The 19,229-nt window shown below is 65.9% G+C and carries 14 protein-coding genes; all 14 read left to right on the top strand.

The genetic code is table 11. The features are described 5' to 3' along the window. Positions 1–4: 4 nt before the first annotated feature. The 14 genes from KF857_07670 (at position 5) to ribD (ending at position 19,110) form a co-directional block, all read left to right on the top strand. Positions 5–7,138: a PQQ-binding-like beta-propeller repeat protein gene (locus KF857_07670; protein MBX3111872.1), complete on the top strand. Its 7,134-nt coding sequence runs from the start codon at positions 5–7 to the stop codon at positions 7,136–7,138. A gap of 228 nt (positions 7,139–7,366) precedes the next feature. Then, positions 7,367–8,575: a type IV pilus assembly protein PilM gene (gene pilM, locus KF857_07665; protein MBX3111871.1), complete on the top strand. Its 1,209-nt coding sequence runs from the start codon at positions 7,367–7,369 to the stop codon at positions 8,573–8,575. 13 nt (positions 8,576–8,588) lie between these two features. Continuing rightward, positions 8,589–9,527, top strand: coding sequence for a hypothetical protein (locus tag KF857_07660; GenBank protein MBX3111870.1), 939 nt, complete (start codon positions 8,589–8,591; stop codon positions 9,525–9,527). 19 nt (positions 9,528–9,546) lie between these two features. Then, complete coding sequence (locus KF857_07655) at positions 9,547–10,344, top strand: hypothetical protein (protein MBX3111869.1); 798 nt, start codon at positions 9,547–9,549, stop codon at positions 10,342–10,344. Between the two features lie 23 nt (positions 10,345–10,367). Then, positions 10,368–11,096 (top strand): hypothetical protein, encoded by a 729-nt coding sequence (locus KF857_07650; GenBank protein ID MBX3111868.1) that lies wholly within the window; start codon positions 10,368–10,370, stop codon positions 11,094–11,096. Between the two features lie 76 nt (positions 11,097–11,172). Next, complete coding sequence (locus KF857_07645; GenBank protein MBX3111867.1) at positions 11,173–11,859, top strand: hypothetical protein; 687 nt, start codon at positions 11,173–11,175, stop codon at positions 11,857–11,859. 1,158 nt (positions 11,860–13,017) lie between these two features. After that, the gene (locus KF857_07640; protein MBX3111866.1) at positions 13,018–13,548 is read left to right on the top strand and encodes a type II and III secretion system protein; all 531 of its coding nucleotides are present in this window, start codon (positions 13,018–13,020) and stop codon (positions 13,546–13,548) included. Positions 13,549–13,639: 91 nt separating this feature from the next. Next, positions 13,640–14,143: a shikimate kinase gene (locus KF857_07635; GenBank protein ID MBX3111865.1), complete on the top strand. Its 504-nt coding sequence runs from the start codon at positions 13,640–13,642 to the stop codon at positions 14,141–14,143. Next, the gene (gene aroB / locus KF857_07630) at positions 14,140–15,168 is read left to right on the top strand and encodes a 3-dehydroquinate synthase (GenBank protein ID MBX3111864.1); all 1,029 of its coding nucleotides are present in this window, start codon (positions 14,140–14,142) and stop codon (positions 15,166–15,168) included. Before KF857_07635 ends, aroB begins: the two co-directional genes overlap by 4 nt. Further along, positions 15,165–15,386, top strand: coding sequence for a hypothetical protein (locus KF857_07625; protein MBX3111863.1), 222 nt, complete (start codon positions 15,165–15,167; stop codon positions 15,384–15,386). The genes aroB and KF857_07625 overlap by 4 nt, the downstream gene beginning before the upstream one ends. Beyond that, positions 15,383–17,158, top strand: a complete 1,776-nt coding sequence (locus KF857_07620; protein MBX3111862.1) for a protein kinase — start codon at positions 15,383–15,385, stop codon at positions 17,156–17,158. The genes KF857_07625 and KF857_07620 overlap by 4 nt, the downstream gene beginning before the upstream one ends. Positions 17,159–17,162: 4 nt before the next feature. After that, positions 17,163–17,801 carry a ribulose-phosphate 3-epimerase gene (gene rpe / locus KF857_07615; GenBank protein ID MBX3111861.1) on the top strand — a complete coding sequence of 213 codons (639 nt, stop codon included), beginning with the start codon at positions 17,163–17,165 and terminating at the stop codon, positions 17,799–17,801. After that, entirely contained in the window at positions 17,792–18,082 is a 291-nt protein-coding gene (locus KF857_07610; GenBank protein ID MBX3111860.1) for a hypothetical protein, read from the top strand. Before rpe ends, KF857_07610 begins: the two co-directional genes overlap by 10 nt. Then, a complete protein-coding gene (gene ribD / locus KF857_07605) occupies positions 18,079–19,110 on the top strand; it encodes a bifunctional diaminohydroxyphosphoribosylaminopyrimidine deaminase/5-amino-6-(5-phosphoribosylamino)uracil reductase RibD (GenBank protein MBX3111859.1) in 1,032 nt (343 codons plus the stop codon). The genes KF857_07610 and ribD overlap by 4 nt, the downstream gene beginning before the upstream one ends. Positions 19,111–19,229 lie beyond the last annotated feature (119 nt).

Below are 19,229 nucleotides of genomic sequence, written 5' to 3'. Positions count from 1 at the left end.
GCATATGGAACCTCGCCGCCAATCATCGACGACCACCAAAGGCAAGGCCAAGCTTGGCCCGCTTCTGGTGGCTGCCACCGCCCTGCTGGCGATCTTCGCCGGGGCGCAGGACTTCCGCACGCACCGGGGAGGCGCCCAGCGCACCGGCAAGGCGACGGTCCAGACCGGCACCGTGGTGGCGGAGACCGTGTGGAACAACGCGGGCCGAGGGTTTTTGCGGTGGTGGGACCCGATCTTCTCCTTGGGCGGCGTCGTCGACAACGACGCCCCGAACACGGTGGAGTCGCCCCCGCTCTCGTGGGTGAACCCCGCGCCGATCGCGGCAGGCAACGACTTCATCGACCTGGCCACGGGCTACTACCAGACCGACGTGCTCCACGCGCCCTACCGCTGGGCGACCACGGTGGCGCAGCCGCTCAATTCGACGGACGCCCGCACCGGCGCGACGACCACCTACCGGTGGACGATCACCGGCCTGATCCCCGGGGCGGAGTACGCCGTCTCCGCCAGCGTCCCCGTCGGCGGGACGAACACCGTGCCGACCACGCCGGTCTCGGGCGCAAACCCGCTGCACTACGGCCAGCGGTACTACGTTTTTGACATTGTCGACGCCAACGGGACGGACGTCCGCATCGTGGACTCCACCGTCGGCGGCTCGTTCGTCCGGTTTGGCGAGGCGGAGACCAAGCTCTACACCGCCGACGCCTTGGGCCAGATCGCGGTCAGGCTCTACAACACCGTGCCTCGGGGCACCGACGGCCAGTTCCTGGACCCAGGTGCAAACCCGGTCAACCAGTTGGTCTATGCCGACGCGGTCCGCGCCGAAGCTTCGGGTTCGCTCACGGGGGGCTATGTCGCCTCGCCCGTGGTCGGTGAACTCCTGAACGCCCCGTACATCGGTGGCCCCACCGTGTTCCCGCAGCGCGTCGTCTCGGCTCGGAACGAGCCGGTCACGGTCGGGTCCCTGGGCCAGACGTTCACCGTCGGCGAAGTCACCTCGTTCACCCACAACGGCGAGGTCGTCGACGCCTTCGCGCCCCTGCGCCGCAACATGGTGTGGTCGTGGCCTGGGCGACGGCCCAACGACGTCTCGACCGCTGAGAAGGAGCGGTTCGCCACGGAACTGGCCGACTGGATCGTCGGCCCGAGCACGGCCGACACGCGGGCCCAAGTCCGCCGCGTGGTCGACGACCTGAACCCCCTCACGTCGGCATCGGGCAACTTCATCCAGGGAATCGACCTCTCGTACAGTCCGTTGGGATCGACCTATCAGACCAGCCCGGTGAGCGCTTCGGTCACCGGTGGCGTCCGGTTCAAGGCCGACGAGTTTGCCGACGGCACTTACTACATCGACGTCTATGTCCCGCCGGGAGCCCCGGCCGTCGACCTGGCCACCAACGTCGAGGTCCAGGTGTTCCGCGGTGGTGTCCAAATCGACTCGGTGACGATCAACGAGTCCACCCAGCGCGGTTGGATCCGTCTGCCTGGCGTCGGCACGCAAGGCGCCGAGCATTCCGCGGCGATGCCCCTTTCCGTCGTCGTCACCGACCATAGCTCGGTCGCGCAGGACGTGATCGAGGGCCGACGGGTCGTGGCCGACGCGGTGCGCTTCGTCACCCAGTCCGACCTGTCCATGAGCTCGACCCCGGCGATGGTCTCGGCCGATGTCCGCGACGGTGCCACCTTGGCGACCCGCGACGTGGTCGTCACCGCCGACGAGACGGGGCATATCCGGTGCATGGACGCCCACGGCGACCCGACCACCGGCTCGCAACCCAAGGTCTTCTGGACGTACCCGAGTGAAGTCTCGGCCACCGACCCGAACGCCTCGCTGAGCGAAGACGGGCGGGTCGCGACGATGCCGACCAAGTTCAACCTGAGTTCGGCGCTGGTCATGAAAGTCGGCGCAGTCGACCTGCTCTACATCGGGGCGGACAACGGCCGCGTCTATTGCATCGAGATGGCGGGCCGCGGCGACGGCACGACCCGACGCCGCTGGACTTACCCCGACGACTTCCGGCCTGACGCCCCGACGACCCCGTTTGCCGCGGCCCTGCCGCCGGTCAAGGCTTCGGTCGCCGGAGCCGTCGTGGCGGGCCAAGACGCCGTCATCGTCGCGGTCGCGGGCAAAATCCTCGCCCTGAACGCCGCTGGCAACCCGGTAAGCAAGACGACGAACGTCATCTGGCAATATCCGGCCGCGATCTCGAACTTCGGCCAGGTCGAAGCGACTCCGGCCATCGCGTTCGGAAAGGTGTTCTTCGGCGCGGCCACCATGGCCGACCCGACCCTCGGGGAGATCAACGCCCTTGACCTCGACACGGGTGTCCTGAGTTGGCGGCGCACCGTCGACAACACGGCGACGGCCCTTGGCTACATGGGCTCGTGCAGCCCGGCGGCGGTCAGCGGTTCGTTGGTCAACCCGGCCGACCCGGGCAACTGGGACTCGGTGTTCTTCGTCGACGGACGGGGGGTCTTGCTTTCGCTCGACCCGGTGAACGGCAATGTCCGCTGGCAGACCAGTGAGGTCAGCACCCGTTGCGACTCGTCGTTGGTCTTCACCCACATGCGCCAACCGAACCCGGCGACGCCGATCTTGCTTGAGGACGCCCAGCCGACCATCGTCGTCGCCAACCGGCGCGGCGAGTGCCTGGGATTCCTCGCCGACGGCCGGACTTATTCCGACGGTTCGCACCGGAACTGGGTGCTGACCATGCAGGGCAGCAACCCGGTCGCGTCCTTTGCGTCCGGTGGATGGCCGAACCAGCCGGGATTCCCGGCGAACCGAAGCCACCTCTACATCGGCGACTCCAAGGGGTTCCTCTACGCCTTCTCGTCGGTGGACGACGACAACTCGACGGCTCCGATCACGCCCGGCCAATCGCCGATCACCGACGGGCCCAACAACGGGGTGACCGCGCAAGACCTGAGCTTCATCTCGTCGACCAACGTCGTCCTCGTGTCGCCGGACGAGTACCAGTCCTTGTTCTCCAAGGCCAACCAAGGCTCCTTGACCTACGCCGCCGTGCAAACCGCGGCGACCGGTGGAGGCATCCAACGCCGCAACTTCGAGGTGGGCGAGACCCTCTACGTCATGGTCTGGAACATCCCGTCGACGACCGACTCGCCGACGGCCGGATACCAGCTTGAGTTCAACACGTACTCGAACCAGCGCGTCCAGGCCCGGTTCCCCGACATCGTCCGCAACGTGACTGGCGCGCCCGCCAACCAGGGTGGCATCGGCCTCCATAAGGTCACGTTCATGCCGACCGGCCAGGCCGGCACCCAGCCGGGCGGAAACTTCGTCCGCGTGCGGGCCACGCTGACCGTGCAAGGCACCGTCCGCGGGGCCGAGGCGGGTCTCCGCACCACGCCGAAGTCGCCGAGCCCGACGGTGGGCGACGTGGTCGTCGCGAACCCGCTGGCCGTGGTCTTCCCGACCCGTGACGCCGTCAACGGCTTCCTGCCGAACAGCGTGGGCAACACGATCGACGCGACCCAGCCGAACGCGGTCGTCAACGGCAGCAACGGCCTCGACACCGGAGTCGGCCTCGCCACCGTGGGCGGCCCGACCAACCAGTTCCTGAAGCCGGTGTTCGGCGGTACAGACAGCATCGAGCCGGGCGGGTTCCTCGGGACGACCCCGTCGACCACCGGCGAGTACGTCAGCCACGGCTCTACCGCCGTCGCGCGGATGAACGTCCGCGACCGGTCGCTGGTCTCCCTGCTGACGGGCCCGGGCACGGGGCTCGCCAACGTCCAAATGTCGAGCAACGACCTCGCTTGGATGCCATTGGTCGACACCCGCACCTTGCCGCCGGATGCCGCCGCCCCTGGCCAGCCGGTCTATGACCCGGCGACCCAGCTCGGCGTCGACCGCCCGCTGAACTCGGGTTCGAACAAGGCGAATTGGAAGTACGGGCAGTTCGAAGACTATCCGTGGGCTTTGCCGAACCGCAGCTTGGACTACCCCGACCTCGGGCGTGGGTCCATGTCGGTCGCGGTCGGCGGCTCCGGCAGCGTTTCGAACCCGCTCCTGACCCGGGTCACCCTTGAGGGCCCGGCCTGGACCGAAGCCGACCGGACGACCTACAACACGAAGGCCGGCTACGAGAACCAGATGCAGCGGACGCTGGTGGACACGCCGTTCGACATCCGTGTCGACGTGCCGCGGTACCAACCGGCGAACGCCTCGGACTACCGGGGACGCCAGATCGTCTACGTGGGCGGTTCAAACAACAGCTTCGGCACCGAAGACGCCTACCGCAGCTTTGCCCTCGGTGCGCGTGTCGGCGAGGACCGGCGGCTGTCGACGAACAGCCCGACCGTCGACCTTGGCTCGTTGCCTAGCGGCGGCGGCTACAACGGTCATGTCAGCGGCGGGCCGGACAACGGCGCCATCGCACCCAGCGACCCGAACTCCGCGTTCCGTCCGTACAACCCGGCCTACACGACCGGCAACACGGCGATGTTCCAGCCGTTCACCGTCCTCAACCAGGGCAACGTGAACCTGCTGAACGTCCGTCTGGCCCAGGAGTTCGACAAGATCAACGGCTTCACCCGCGTCTATCGGACCGTCGAACTGTACGGCCCGCAGATGCAGGAACTTGCGTGGATCGACGCGAAGCGGAACATGATCTCCGACCTTGACCCGCTGTACAGCGTGCCGTTCAGGGCCGGTGTCGACAACCGCATGGTCTTGCAGAAGCCGCGTCCGGGCGACGCCGCTCCCACGCGGATGAGCCGCAACCCGGTGTTCCGGGCCAACGCCAACCTGCGGGTCTCGGGCGGCACCCTCGTGCCGACGACGGCGGGCTTCGAGTCCGGCGACCCGAAGGTCGGCGTGGCTGTCCCGGTCGGCACCCCCAGTGGCACCTATCAGCGCAAGGTGTATGCCTTTGACAACGACGGCAACGACGGGGACGCCGACCATCCGTCGCTCGGCCCCTCGGCCAGCGACCCGGCGGTCAGCGAGCCGTACGCCGACCCGGCGATCACCCTGAAGTTCAACGTCCGCGAGGCCCGGTTGACCAACACCCCGACGCGGAAGGCGGCGCCGAACGTCGACAATCTCCTGGCGGGGAACGAGGCGTTCACGTGGTCGAACACCCAGCCGACCGCCGTCCGCCATGGCAGTGGCCAGTTGGCCGTCGCCTGGGCGTCGAACCGCCGCTCCAACGCGACCGGCCTGCCTGACTGGCTGACGCCGGGCCGCACCGCGGGTTCGCTCGCCAGTGGCGACACATGGCGGATCTTCGTCTCGGCCAACGGCGGCACGACTCCGGTGTGGGACCGCACGAACCCGTCGGCCGACCACAGCCCGATGAACGACCTGGACAACGCCTTGCCGGTCTCCTCTGGCCTGGGCACCCCGGACAGCCGATGGTTCGGCCCGTCCTTGCTCTTCCCGCTGGAGGGCGTCGTGAACTTCAACACGTTGTTCACCCTCGGTGCCGGCGAGTCGATGGACATGAGCCGCGGACCGGCCGGGTTCCAGTTCGGGTCTCCGTCCTTCCCGACCGGCGGCGCCTACAACCCGCTCCAGTCTCCGACACTCTCCCGTGCCGACGTGAACCAGCAGTATCTGGCCTTTGTCGGCCGCGGGACGAAGGTCGGCCCGGGCGGTGACCGGTCGACGGTCGAACAGGTCATGCTGGCCAACCTCGGGTTCGGCGGCGGCGGGGTCGTCCTGAACGGTCTCAGCGCGATGCCGTTCGACACGACGTCGACCAAGAGTAAGCCGAGCGTGGTCCAAGCCGGCTCGTCCGCGACCGTGTTCTACACGGGGACGAGCAACGGCCTCGGCCAGATCTACACTTCGACGTTCGACGGTTCCAACTGGACGGGCGTGAGGTCTGTCTCCCTGGGTGACCAGTTCGAGAACGTCGGCGCTCCCAACGCCATCTTGCGGCGCTACCAGGGCCGTAACGACGCGGCGCGCATCGACCTGATGTTCACGGCCAAGCTCCGTGGGCGCCAGTTCGCCGACACGTTCCTCGGCCGGTTGGCGGCCAGCCCGGTCTCCGGTGCCCCGACCGGTGGGCCCGGTGGGTCTGTCCGCACTCTGCCCTTCAGCAACCGCACCGACAAACTCGAGGTCGACCCGGCGACGGGCACCTACTTCGCCCCCGGCGTGCAGTGGTCGATGTCCGAGGCCGGTCTTGCCGGCATCAGGCTGAAGTACCTCAGCGTGGACGGTTCGGGCAACGCGACACTGACCGACGTCATCGACCCGATCTCGCCCGAACGTGTGGTGAGCCGGACCGACGGGGAACTGGTCTACGACAGCAGACTGGGCGGCAAGGTCTACATGGACGCGAACGCCGGCACGGTCAAGCTGTCGGGAGCGGTCGTCCCGCGGAACATGCAGCTCTTCATCACCTATAGCCCGACCTTCGTCCGCGTCAACGCGGCCCGAGGCGGCAACTATCGGAGCGTCTCGGGAGTCTTTGACGAACGGTTTGTCGGCATCTACGCCACGAACGACGTGAACCGGGCCGACGAGAACCTGATCGGAGACCTGAACTTCTGGGGCAACAGTGTCAACGCCCGGCCCGCGAACAACGACCCGGTCCGCTACGACCGCTACGTGCTCTCGTTGACGAAGACCTCGGCCGACGGATCCCAGGCGACCCGTCCGTTCCTGACCACGCTCCGGTACGGCATCAACCTGCCGACTCCGGTCGCCGTCGGGGCCAACGGGGCCCTGGTGCAGTTCCAGGTCATGTTCATCGGCGCGACGCCGGAGGCACCGTTCTATCAGGTCGACCCCGTCAACGGACGGGTGTACTTCACCTCGGTGATGGAAGACCGGCCCGTGCGTGTCGTCTACACCGGCGTCGACGGCAACGGCAACCTCGTCCCGAACATCGTGGTCGGCACGTCGGCGACCAACATCCCGCGGGTCGGACTGATCACGGAGCGGGCCGAGGAGGCCGTCACGATCGAGCAGGCCGCCAACGAATCGGACATGTCGCTGGCCCTGGACCCGTACAACATCGCGTTCAACCCGCTTGACCCGACGCGCCGCCGGCCCCCGCTCGTGTGGATGTTCTGGTCGAGCGCCAGGGCAGGTGTGCCGGACGTGTACTTCCAGACCATCGCGCCGAAGTGGGCTCCCCAGCCCCCGTCTCCTTGACGTCGACCGTATGGAAGCCTCTGGGGCCTGGCGCAGACCGCGCCGGGCCCCGGTGCTTTTTCGGGCTGCCCAGCCTGTGACCAACCGGGGCGTGGTCGCGTCAATACTATCGCGCCACGCTCGCCTTGAAGTTGACAGCCAGAGTGCCCCGATGCTATCATCGGATACGCCTGCGAAGCCAAGCAAGGAGAGCGGTCGTCGCCCTGTCGAGGGGTCAGGTAGTCCTCAATGGCCAAGAAGTACACGAGCATCGTCGGGGTCGACATTGGAAGTCAGACCATTAAAGTCGCGGAGGTCAAATTGGCCGGCAAGCAACCCACGATCACGGCCCTGGGTATGGCGATGACGCCAGAAGGGGCGGTCGACCATGTCGGCGTGCATGATTCGGTGGTGGTCGGCGACGTCCTCAAGCAGGTTTGCGCCCAGGCCGGCGTCAGTGTCGGCGACGCCGTCGTCTCTCTGTCGGGCCAAGGTTCCGTCGTGGTCCGCACCCTCGAAGTCCCGGTGATGTCGGACGCCGAGCTGAAGCAGCACATGGAGTGGGAGATCACCCGCAACATCCCGTTCGCCGAGAGCGACGTGGTCAGCGACTTCGCTTCCTTCCCGGCCAACGGGGCCCAAAACATGGACGTGGTGATGGCGATCGCCACGCAGTCCACCGTCAACACGATCCGCGACATCCTGAAGCGTGCCGGCAAGAAGCCGGCCGCCCTCGACGTCCAGCCCCTCGGTCTGGCCCGCGTCCTGCGCACCGGTTATGAGGTGGAGTTGGCCAACAAGCGGGTCTGCATCGTCGACATCGGCCACAAATCGAGTTCGATCAGTATTTTCAACGACGGCAAACTCGTGATGCCCCGCCAGGTGCCGATCGGCGGCGAGATGTTCACGCGCGCCATCGCCGACGGTCTCGCCGTCCCCTTCGCGGAAGCAGAGGCGATGAAGCATGCGAAGGGCCGCATTCCCGAGACGGCTGGCCAGGCGCCGACGTTCAACCCCTTCGGCGACTCTGGGTTCGCGACCCAGCAGTTCCAGCCCTACAACCCCTTCGCCGACGCGGACGAGGCTGCTCCGGCCGCACCGGCTGCCGAGGAAGCCCCGCAAGCACCCGCGGCACCCGTTGCAAGCGGCCTTGACCCCGAAGAGACGAAGCTCTGGAACGCGATGGCCGCGGTTGCGGACGAGTTCGTGAGCGAGGTCCGGCGGTCGATCGACTACTTCCGGAGCAAAGGAGGCGACGTCGATTCCGTCATGCTTTGCGGTGGCGGAGCCCGTCTCAAAGGCGTGGCGGAGTTCGTCCAGTCCGTCATCGGAGTGCCGACGGCCCTCTTCGACCCGACGAGGGGCCTTCCAGTGACGGCGAAACACGCCGATGATCTCCAGCAAGAGAAACAGGACTTCGCCGTTGCGATCGGCAACGGGCTCCACATTGCCTTCTAACTGAGGACGCGCCATGAAACTCAACCTTCTCCCGACCCATGTCGCGACGCAGAGCAAGGCCCCGGTCTTCGCCGGGATCGGTGCCGTCGCCGCCGTCGCCGCGATCGCCGGCGCCGTGTTCCTCAAAGTCGCGTCCGAAGCCGACCTGCGTGCGGCCAAAGAAGACTTGGCTTCCAGCAAGCAAGCCGCCGCCGACGCCTTGGCCACGGCCAACCACGCCGACGAGATCGCGAAGAAGGGCGAGGTCATCAACTCCAACCTGATGCTCGCCAAGGCGATGTCAAAGCACAATTCGACCTACGTCGACCTCTACGAGCAGGTCATGCAGTACATCCCCGACTTCTATCGGGTGACTTCGATGACCGCCCAGCCTGCCGGTGAGAATGCGGCCACGGTCACGTTGGTCGGCCACCTGAAGACCTTCCGCCAGTACGCCGACGTGGCGTTTGCGTTTTGGCGGGTGCCCGGCGTGACGAACGTCCAACGGGCGGGCTATCAACTGGACGACCCCGTCCGTCAACCGATCACGGAGACTGACCAGGTCGGCAGCGTTGTCAAGCCGGGTGAGCAGCCCTTGCCGTCCGACCCGATCGACAAACTCGACGCGCTGATCGCGCGGGCGTCGGCCGAACAGCAGGGCTATCTGGGCGTCGGCGGCTTCGGGCAGGAAGGCGTGACCAAAGAGTCCATGCCGGGTTGGTCGACGGTGACCATGGTCTTGACCATGCAAAAGGACATCCGGACGCCGGATCCCCGCGCGTCGTTGGGTGGTGCCGGTGGTGGCGGCACCGGTGGCGGGATCCCGGGTGTCGGGCGTCCCGGTGGCCCGTTCGGGCCTCCCGGGGCCGGTTCGTTTGGCCCGCCGAGTGGCTCCAGGCCTCCTGGCGTCCCTGCGCCGAGCGGTGGCGGAGCGCCTGCCGCCGGTGGCCGACGTGGCGAGGAAGCCGACTAGGGGAGCGTGATTTAGAAACATGAAACTGAGTCCTATCGTCTGGTTGGTCGTCGGTCTGGCCGTCGCCCTTGTCGCGCTCAGCTATGGGTTCTTCTGGCACTTCCTGCCGAACCGGCAAGAAGCGCAGATGGTCCGCGAGACTGCCGATGCCTATAAGGCCGAAGGCAACAAGTTGCCCGCGGCCAAGAAGCGCTGTGCTGACGCCGAAGCCGAGGTCCGCCGGATCGGTGCGGAATGGCAGGCCATCGTCGCCGAGCACACCCCGCCTGCCGACGTCAACATGGGCGGCATCGACCTCGCCGTCGACCGTTATCACCTCACCATCGACTCGCAACGTTTCCGCGACAGCATTCAGGCGGCGGTGAACCGGCAGGTCAAGACCGGTGGGGTCAAGGTTATCCAGGGGCCGACGATCCCCCAGCCCCCCACCGAGCCGGACCAGATCATCGAGTCCTACTACAACTATCCGGGGTTCAAATTCCCGGCATGCGTCTTCGACCTGGGCACGGTCACCGTGACCGGCACTTGGGACCAGATCAAGGACAACGTCCAAGCGTGGTCGTCGATGCCGAACTACCTGGCCGTCGCCGACGGCTTGGCCGTCAATGGGACGGCGCCGACCCTGACGGCGACGTACAACGTCACGTTGGTCGCCTTTGTCCGTGGTGACAAGGTCGCGCCGCCGGTCGGTGTCGCCGGTGCGGCCGAGGTTCCGGCCGCCAATTCGACCGGGGCCGGGTCGGCGGGCGCGGCCCGCGGCGGAAAGAAACTCCCGGTCGGGTTCTCGCCGGTTTCTGGTGGCCGGGGTGGCGCCTGAGGCTTGACAGGATGGAAACGAAGATGAAACGACATTCTCTGTGGTTCTTGGTCGCGGCCGCCGTCACGCTGACGGGTTGCCAAGCCGGCGTGCCTGACCAGGACGCCGCGGTGACCGGGGTCAATAAGTTCCAGGACACCCTCGCCACCACCCGTCCGGCCGACGCTGGAGTGGAACTGGGGGCGACACCTTCCGCCGGGTTGCCCGATTCGGTCACCCAGGCCAAGACGATGGCGTTCTCCACCCGGAGCAACCCCTTCGCGTTGACGGCGGAGGAGTACCGCTTTGACCAGTCCCAAGCCGCCGAGCGGCTGAACTCTGAATTCGGCGGCTTCGGGCAGGAGTACGACGACACGGAGAAAGAGACCGACGTCGAGCAGCCTCGGATCCAGCCCAAGCCAGCGTGGCGCCTGTCCGGCATCATCATCAGCGAGGGCGGTGTGATCGGTCTGCTCGACCAAGGGACGGAAGTCATCCAGATCCGGCCGGGCATGTCCATTCCCAACTCGCCGTACCGCGTCGTCTCAATGGACTCGGAACGAGCCGTCCTGCGCCGCGACGACGGACAACTGCCCCGCGACATTGACATTGAACTCTCGGGCCCGCTCGGCGGGACCAGCCAACCCGCCACGGGCGGCGCTGGCGCTCCGGGAGCAGGCGGACGACCGTCCGGTAGCTTTGGCCCGCCCCCTGGCTTTGGCGGCCCTCCCGGCCGTGGCGGCAAGGGTGGGGCGGCGTCAGCAGGCAATTGACCGCGGCCATCCAGTACAATCAGACACGAAACTAGGAATTAGACGTCAGAAACACGAAGCAAGGAATGTTCGAACTATGAAAACCACGATCAAGTCGATTTTGACCATGGCTGCCGCGGCCACCATTCTCGCCGCGCCGTTGCTGTTGGTCGCCCAGGACGGTGGTGGGCAAGACCCGCGGAACACCATCATCCCGTCGATCGAGCTCGACCAGGCCGACGTCCGCGACGCCCTGAAAATCTTGTTCCGGGCGGCGAACGTGCAATACACGGTCGACCCGACCGTGCAGGGGCTCGTCACCGTGAACCTCAAGGACGTCCCGTTCGAGACTGCGCTTCGGAACATCCTGAACCAGGTCAACGCGACGTGGCGCGTCGACACCGGTGTCTACAACATCATTCTGAAGCCGAACCCGAACGGCAACACGGAGAATCCGGACACGACGGCTCCTCCGGCGCAAAACAATGCGGTCATCAAGATCCCGCTTCGCAGCGTCGACCCGTATCACCTCGTCCAGCTTCTCTCGGGCCAAGACTCCATGCAGAGCTCGCCTGAAATCTCGACGAATGTCGGCGGCGGCTTCGGCGGCGGCGGCTTCGGCGGCGGCGGCTTTGGCGGCGGCGGCTTCGGCGGCGGTGGCTTCGGCGGTGGTGGCTTCGGTGGCGGCGGCTTCGGCGGCGGCGGCTTCGGCGGCGGTGGCTTCGGCGGTGGTGGCGGCTTCGGTGGCGGCGGCTTCGGCGGCGGCTTCGGTGGCGGACGCTAAGCCCGCCGGACAGGAATTGGAGGAAACTGGGACAACATGAAGAGCACATTCAAGGCGACCGTGGCCGCGATCAGCTTCACGGCGATGACGGCCATGGCCGCGCTTGGCGCGGCGCAAGACGGTAGCGCGTTGGCGACGAGGATCAACCTGACCCTCAGAGACGCCGACCTGCATGTCGCACTCCAAGCGCTGACGCGGCAGACGGGCATCAAGTTCGTCGTCGACGGCAGCGAAGCGCTGACACTGCAGAAAATCTTCCTCTCGTTGACCGACGAGACGGCGGAGAACGCCATCAAGTACGTCTGCCAAGCGGCCGGCGCCTACGCCGAGCGCGACGAGAACGGTGTCTTCATCATCAGGCCGATGAACAAGAAGCCGACGGCAAAGGTCGAGACGCCCAAGACGGCGGAACCGATCTTTACCAAGAAGTGCCCGCTTATGAAGGCGGACCCCCGCACGGTCATCAGTCTCATCAAGGGCGAAAACCCCGAGTTGACGTCTGATGCGATGCAGGAGCTTCGTAAGTACCAGCAGCAGTTGACCCAGCCCATCTCCAACTACGGTGCCGGTTCCATGCTGACAGTCGTCACCGGCGGTGAGCCGCGGACGTACGGCGGCGGCATGCAGTACAACGAGCCCAACAAGACTGCTCCGGCCCTGACCCTTCCCGACGACGGTGCCAACCAGCGTGGCGGCTTCGGCGGCGGCGGCCAGGCAGGCGGCTTCGGCGGCGGCCAGCCTGGTGGTGGCGGCTTCGGTGGAGGCGGTCAACTTGGTGGCGGCGGCGGACAACTCGGTGGCGGCCAGGGCGGCGGCTCTTTCTCGGGCCTGCAGTCGGGCCAAGGGTTCCTGCCGGCCGGCATCGACCGGCTCAGCTACGACCCGGCTGACAACAGCATCATCTTCCAGGGCACCGACGACGCTTACAAGAAGTTGCTGGACTTGCTCCAAATCTTCGACGTCGCGCCAAAGCAGGTCGTCGTCAAGGTCGAATTCATCACCACGAGCCGGTCGGCTGATCGCTCGCTGGGTATCGACTGGCTCTATGAGCGGGGCGGCACGTTCTTTGGCAACCGGCCGGGAACCTTCACCCGCACGAGTGACCCCGTCTTCATCAACTACGCGACCGGCAACATCAGCACCCGGCTCCGCACCGTCATGACCGACGGTTGGGGCCGCGTCGTCACCGCCCCGCTTCTGCGGACGCTGAACAACCAGCTGGCCGTCGTCACGCAGAACACGCAGACCACGATCTTCTTGAACCAGGTCACCGCCAGTGCCGGTGGAAACATCGTCACGGCCACGCCGGTCCAGTTGAACATCCCGACCTTCTTGGTGATCAAGCCCCGTATCAACGGTGACAACACGATCACGATGACGCTGACGCCGACGATCTCCAGCATCGGCCAAGTCAAGCGCGGCCCGGACGGACAGGAGATTCCGGACGTCCTCAGCCAGTCGGTCCAGGTCGTGGCCCGCGTGAAGGACCGCGAGACGATCGCCTTGGCCGGTATCACCGCCAAGACCGACACGTACTCCGAGTCGCGCATCCCGCTCCTCAGCGACTTGCCGATCATCGGCCAGCTCTTCCGGGGACGCACGCAGAACCAGGGCACCAGCGAGTTGATCGTCTTCGTGACTCCGTCAATCGTGGGCGACGACGACTACGGCCTCGGCGCGGCACCCTGACGACCGACCGTCGTCCGACGCAAGGCAGGGGTCACTCGACCCCTGCCTTTGCCATGTTTCACCCGGACTGCTATGCTCAAAAGGGGTCAAGATGGCGTACGTGATCCTGGTCGGCATGATGGGCTCCGGTAAGAGCACCGTCGGCCGACTGCTGGCCGACGAACTGGGCCGGGAGTTTGTCGACGCCGACTGGGCCCTCCAGCACCGGCTTGGCCTGACGATCCCCCGCCTGTTCAAGCTCTTCGGCGAGGAGGGGTTCCGGCAGCACGAGACCGCGTTTCTCCGTAAGCTAGAGGCGGGCGACGGTGTCCTCTCCACCGGTGGCGGCGTCGTGATGCGCGAGGAGAACTGGGTCGAGATGCGCCGATTAGGCCAGACTGTCTTTCTGGACGTCGATCCTCATACCATCATGCAACGCCTGACCTCCTCCCGTCGCAAGCGGCCGTTGCTCGAGACCGACAATTGGGAGAGCACCTTCATGGACATTTGGACAGCCCGCCGCGAGCATTACCTGAAAGCTGATTTTCACGTCGTCGCGGGGGACGACGAGTTCGAAGCCGTGTCGCACCGAATCCGCGAGGTCGTCGGCCTGTGACCATCCGTCACTCCAGCGGTTCCTATGACATCGTCTTCGGTGGCATTGTCGAGAGCCTGATTGACCTTGGCCCGGACGACTTCCTCATCACCGACACGATGGTGGCGGCCCACTACGGGCCGTTCCCCCTGGACGACCACCGCGTGGCGGTCGTCCCGTCGGGCGAATCGAGCAAGTCACCCGCCATCTACACCGACCTTCTGAGTAGCGTCGCCAAGTCCGGCCTCCGACGAAACGGCCGTATCGTTGCTTTGGGTGGCGGCGTAGTCGGGGACCTCGCCGGCTTCGTCGCCGCGACGTACATGCGCGGCGTCGGGTTCCTGCAGGTGCCGACCACCCTCCTTGCCATGGTCGACAGTTCGATCGGCGGCAAGGTCGGCATCGACCTTCCGGAAGGCAAGAACCTCGCCGGAGCGTTCTACGCGCCGAACCAAGTGCGGATTGCCGTCGAGTTCTTGGACACTCTTCCCGAACGGCAGCTCACCAATGGCACGGCGGAAATCTGGAAACACGCCTTCATCGCCGACCAACTGCTCATGGGCACCCTCCGTCACCGACCCATCGAGCCAGGCGACGCGCGAATGGCCGACATTATCCAGAGCAGCCTCCAGGTCAAGGCGGACATTGTCCAAGCCGACGAGTTCGAGACCAACGGTTTGCGGGCGACCCTCAACTTTGGCCACACCATTGGCCATGCCCTAGAGCGGGAACTTGGCTATGAAGGCATGCTCCATGGCGAGGCGGTCGCAGTCGGTATGTACCTGGAGTGTCTCGTCGGCGAAGCGGTCGGGATCACACCCCCCGGCGTCGCCGAAGAGGTCCGTCTGGGTCTGGACAGCCAGGGACTCCCGACCCACATGCCCTTCAGCGTGGAACCACAGGCGGTGGTCCAGGCGATGAAGCTCGATAAGAAGGCTCGCGGCGAAGGCCTGAGCATGAGCCTGCTCACCGGCCTTGGGGCCTGTCAGTTGACGCACGGTGTCGACGAACGGACCGTGCTGACCGTCTTAGAGTCTAGGCAATGAAAACGGTGCGGGCGGTGGTCGGTTGGGCCGGCGCGGCCTTGATGGCTGGGGGGTACTTTTTCAGCGTCAAGCTCGCCCTGGATCCCGAGGGAGACCCGGGCAAGTACGTCCGTGCCCTTGACGGGTCGTCGGTGCCCTGGCTCGCCCTCGCCCTGCTCGCCGCGGCGGTCGTCCTCGCCTTTGTCCCCGGCGAACCTGGGGAGGAGGAGCCTCGGTGATCGGCCAGGTCTTCTCCGGTCGGTACGAGTTGGTCGAAGAGACGGACAGTGGTCCGATCTATGAGTCGTTCAAGGCCAAGGAGAAACTGACCTCTAAGGATCTCACCCTGCGTGTTTTACGCCCCGAGGTCGCTCTTGAGCCCGGCTTTTTGCCCGAGATCCGTGCAGTGGTCGAAGAAGTCGGCCGGGTGAACCACCCCAACCTGGAGCAGATGCTCGGCGTGCTGAGCGATCAAGGCCGTAGCTTCATCCTCTCCGAACACACTTCGGGCACAAGCCTGGAAGACCGGATCAAGCGGCTGTCCGGGTTTAGCGTCGCGGTGTCGGTCAACACCGTCGTCGAAGTGGCCGAAGCCGTGTCGGCCTTGCATGCGGCAGGCATCGTCCATGGTGACATCTCGGCCAAGACCGTCTTGGCGACTTCCGCCGACAGCATCAAGGTCACGGTGCCAGGCCTATGGCGAGCCTATGGCAACAGTTCGCGGGCCGCGGTGGCGGCGCTGCGGGCGATGGCACCGTACCTGGCTCCCGAGGTGACGGCAGGGGCGATGCCGACCTTCCAAAGCGACATTTACGCCATCGGCGTCCTGCTCTGGCAACTCTTGACCGGCCGGCTACCCTACACCGGGGAGACGCCTAGCGTCGTGGCAGTGAAGCATGCAACCGCCCCGTACCAGAGTCTCAGGCAGGTCACCAACTCGGTGCCGATGCCCCTCGACAAGATTGTCGAAAAGGCGATGGCCAAGGAGCCGTCGGGCCGCTACCGCACGGTGGAAGAGATGCTCCGTGACCTCCGCCTACTGGCGGAGGCCCTGCGCTTCGGCAAGCCCCTGACGTGGCCCCTGCAGCCTGCCGAAGCCCACCGGACGGACACGGTCGTCCCCGAACTGAACGTGGCCAACCCAAGGAAAGACAACGACGTGCCCAAGAAGAGAAACCGTTCCGACGGAGTCCCCGGCTGGCTCCAGGGTATCGCTTACGTGGCGGTGGGCGCCGCCGTCATGGTCTTGGCGGCTTGGTTCTACTTCAACGTCCAAAAGCCCAAGGCCTTCCCGACCCCGAACCTGGTGGGCAAGTCGCAGCTTGAGGCGATGCAAGACCTCCAGAAGATGGGCCTCAAATTGCGGGTTTCGCGCAAGGAAATGAGCGAAAAGTATGGCGAGGGGGTGATCGTGGGGCAGTCGCCCACGGCCGGTGAGGACGTCCTGGAGCACAGCTATGTCGAGGCCGTCGTCAGTTCGGGCAGTAAGTTCGTCACCGTGCCCTCGCTGAAGGGTAAGACGGTGGCCGAGTGCAAGGACTTGCTCAAGGCGATCAACCTGGACGTCTCCGACCAGATCGAGTACGTCGCCAGCAACGACTTTAAGCGGGACTTTGTCGTCGGGCAGACGCCAGAAGCCGAGGAGAAGGTGCCGCGCTACAGTCGGGTCAAGCTCCGTGTCGCCAACGGCGACCGTGACGACCGGCCGGAGGTGTCGGAACGGTATACGCTCACCGTAGTCGTCAAGAACACTCCGGACCCCGTGGTGGTCCGCGTCGACTTGAGCGACGCTAAGGGCAACCGGACGGTCCATGAGGACACCCACCAACCCAACGACTCGTTCAAAGTCTCTCAGCGGGCCTACGGCGAGAATGTGGAGTTCAAGGTGTTCTACGACAACGTGCTCGTCAAGACCGTCCGTCCCCCCAAACCCGGCCATGAGTCAAAGCGGAACGACGAGGACGCCCCACCGGCGGACAATGACGGCGACCCAATCCCCGAGGGAGAGTAAGCCAATGGTGTTATGTCCCTCTATCCTGAGTTGCGACCCCTCTGACTTCGCCACTCCCGTCCGTCAGATGATGGAGGCGGGGGCGGACTACATCCACCTTGACGTCATGGACGGACAGTTCGTCCCGCCGATCACGTTCGGCGCCGACCTCGCCTCGTCGCTGGCCAAGCTGGGCCCGACACCGCTCGAAGCCCATTTGATGACCGAGACCCCCGAACGGCATTTCGATGCCTTCGTCGCCGCCGGTTGCCGCCGGATCACCTTCCATGCCGAAGCCACCGCCCACGCCCACCGTTTGGCCCAGAGCCTGCGCCACGCCGGCGTGGAGGCGGGCGTCGCCGTCAACCCGGGCACCTCGGCCTCCGTGCTCGAAGCCTTGGTCCACGACGTCGACTTGGTGCTCGTCATGACGGTCAACCCGGGCTGGGGCGGCCAGGCTTTGGTCGAGTCGTGTGTCGAGAAGGTCCGGACGGTACGGCGGATGCGGCCCGATGTCCGCATCCAGGTGGACGGCGGCGTCGATCCCGGCACCGCCCGACGGCTCCACGACGCAGGTGCCACCGACTTTGTCGCCGGGAGCTTTGTCACCAAGCACGGCGACATCGCCGCCAACATGCGCGCCCTTCGAGAAGCATGCGCCTAAGAGTCACGACCACGGTCCTCTTGGTCACCGGGATATTGTTCCTCTTGGCATGGCCATTGGTTGCGGGGCACCGTCCTCCGGCCGGATCGCCCGAGATGAAGCAGTACGTCGTCCGGTTCGGCACCTATGTCATGCTGTCGGTCTGTATCTGGGTCGCGGTGGCCCTCAGCGCGATCTTCACAATACGCCAGGTCCGCCGAGACATGACGAAGGAACGGGCCGACAACCTTCGGACTTTGCTTGAGGCGACGTCGGCTGACCATCGAAAGAAGGAAGAATGACCGCTGACGAGACCTTTATGACCCGGGCTGTCGCGTTGGCCGGTCTAGGCTGGCCCGCGCCGAACCCCAGGGTCGGCTGCGTCGTCGTCAAAGACGGTGCCGTGGTCGGTGAGGGGTTCCATGACCACGCGGGAGGTCCGCATGCCGAGGTCGTCGCCCTCCAGGCGGCCGGTGACAAGGCAGACGGCGCGACAGCATACGTCACGCTGGAGCCGTGCAACCACCACGGACGCACGCCGCCGTGCTCTGAAGCCCTTGTCCGGGCCGGGATCCGCCGGGTGGTCGTCGCAGTCGCCGACCCCAACCCCTTGGCGGCCGGCGGCAACGCGACCCTTCGCCAGGCCGGGATCGAAGTCGAGTTCGGGGTGGGCGCGGCCGAGGCGGAAAAGGTCAACGAGCCCTTTTTGACCGCGATGCGTCGAGGAAGGCCGTACATTGTCATCAAGGCCGCGGTGACCCTTGACGGCTGTACGGCTTGGCCTGACGGCCGGAGCCGTTGGATCACCAGCGACGCGGCGCGGTTGGTCGGGCATCGACTGAGGGCCGAGTGCGGGGCAGTCCTGGTGGGCTGGCGGACCGTCCACACCGACAACCCGTCCTTGACCGCCCGCATCCCGGGCGTCGTCAACCAACCGCTCCGGATCGTCCTTGACCCGAACTCGCGGCTGACCGGCCGGGAGCATGTCTTTTCCCAGCCAGGAGAGACATGGTGGTGCGTTGCCGAGGCCACCCAGCCAGGGCAGACCGTGCTTGACCCCTACGGCCTAGGCTCACTGATGGAACTCATGGCGGAGCGGGGGCTGACGGGACTCCTCGTGGAGGGGGGCGGGCGTACGATCCGGACATTCATCGAGGCCGGGCTTGTCGACCGACTCGAACTCTTTGTGGCTCCCAAACTGTTCGGTGCCGGCATCCCGTGGTTGCCGCCTTATGGCCCCATGGAGGGTTGGACAGAACGCTTGGTGCTCGACGCGGTGGCCCAGGTCGGTCCAGACGTCCACCTGTCATATCGAGCCCTCGCAACGTGACCGAGGGACTTCTTACAAGTCAGGGAACAAGCCGGGGCGCCCTTTCGTCAAACCGGACAGCCAAGAGAAAAGGTTTTCTTCCTCCCCCAAAACCAAAGCCCCGTCTCATCGCCCTCTGA

The organism is Fimbriimonadaceae bacterium, assembly GCA_019638795.1.
Taxonomy (GTDB): domain Bacteria; phylum Armatimonadota; class Fimbriimonadia; order Fimbriimonadales; family Fimbriimonadaceae; genus JAHBTB01.
Note: the sequence above shows the minus strand (reverse complement) of the source record. Positions and strands in the feature narration are given on the sequence as shown.

Excerpts from the sequence above, each read along its gene's own strand:
- KF857_07670 (MBX3111872.1), top strand. The coding sequence starts at position 5 with ATGGAACCTCGCCGCCAATCATCGACGACCACCAAAGGCAAGGCCAAG.
- pilM (MBX3111871.1), top strand. The coding sequence starts at position 7,367 with ATGGCCAAGAAGTACACGAGCATCGTCGGGGTCGACATTGGAAGTCAG.
- KF857_07660 (MBX3111870.1), top strand. The coding sequence starts at position 8,589 with ATGAAACTCAACCTTCTCCCGACCCATGTCGCGACGCAGAGCAAGGCC.
- KF857_07655 (MBX3111869.1), top strand. The coding sequence starts at position 9,547 with ATGAAACTGAGTCCTATCGTCTGGTTGGTCGTCGGTCTGGCCGTCGCC.
- KF857_07650 (MBX3111868.1), top strand. The coding sequence starts at position 10,368 with ATGAAACGACATTCTCTGTGGTTCTTGGTCGCGGCCGCCGTCACGCTG.
- KF857_07645 (MBX3111867.1), top strand. The coding sequence starts at position 11,173 with ATGAAAACCACGATCAAGTCGATTTTGACCATGGCTGCCGCGGCCACC.
- KF857_07640 (MBX3111866.1), top strand. The coding sequence starts at position 13,018 with ATGACCGACGGTTGGGGCCGCGTCGTCACCGCCCCGCTTCTGCGGACG.
- KF857_07635 (MBX3111865.1), top strand. The coding sequence starts at position 13,640 with ATGGCGTACGTGATCCTGGTCGGCATGATGGGCTCCGGTAAGAGCACC.
- KF857_07625 (MBX3111863.1), top strand. The coding sequence starts at position 15,165 with ATGAAAACGGTGCGGGCGGTGGTCGGTTGGGCCGGCGCGGCCTTGATG.
- rpe (MBX3111861.1), top strand. The coding sequence starts at position 17,163 with ATGGTGTTATGTCCCTCTATCCTGAGTTGCGACCCCTCTGACTTCGCC.
- KF857_07610 (MBX3111860.1), top strand. The coding sequence starts at position 17,792 with ATGCGCCTAAGAGTCACGACCACGGTCCTCTTGGTCACCGGGATATTG.
- ribD (MBX3111859.1), top strand. The coding sequence starts at position 18,079 with ATGACCGCTGACGAGACCTTTATGACCCGGGCTGTCGCGTTGGCCGGT.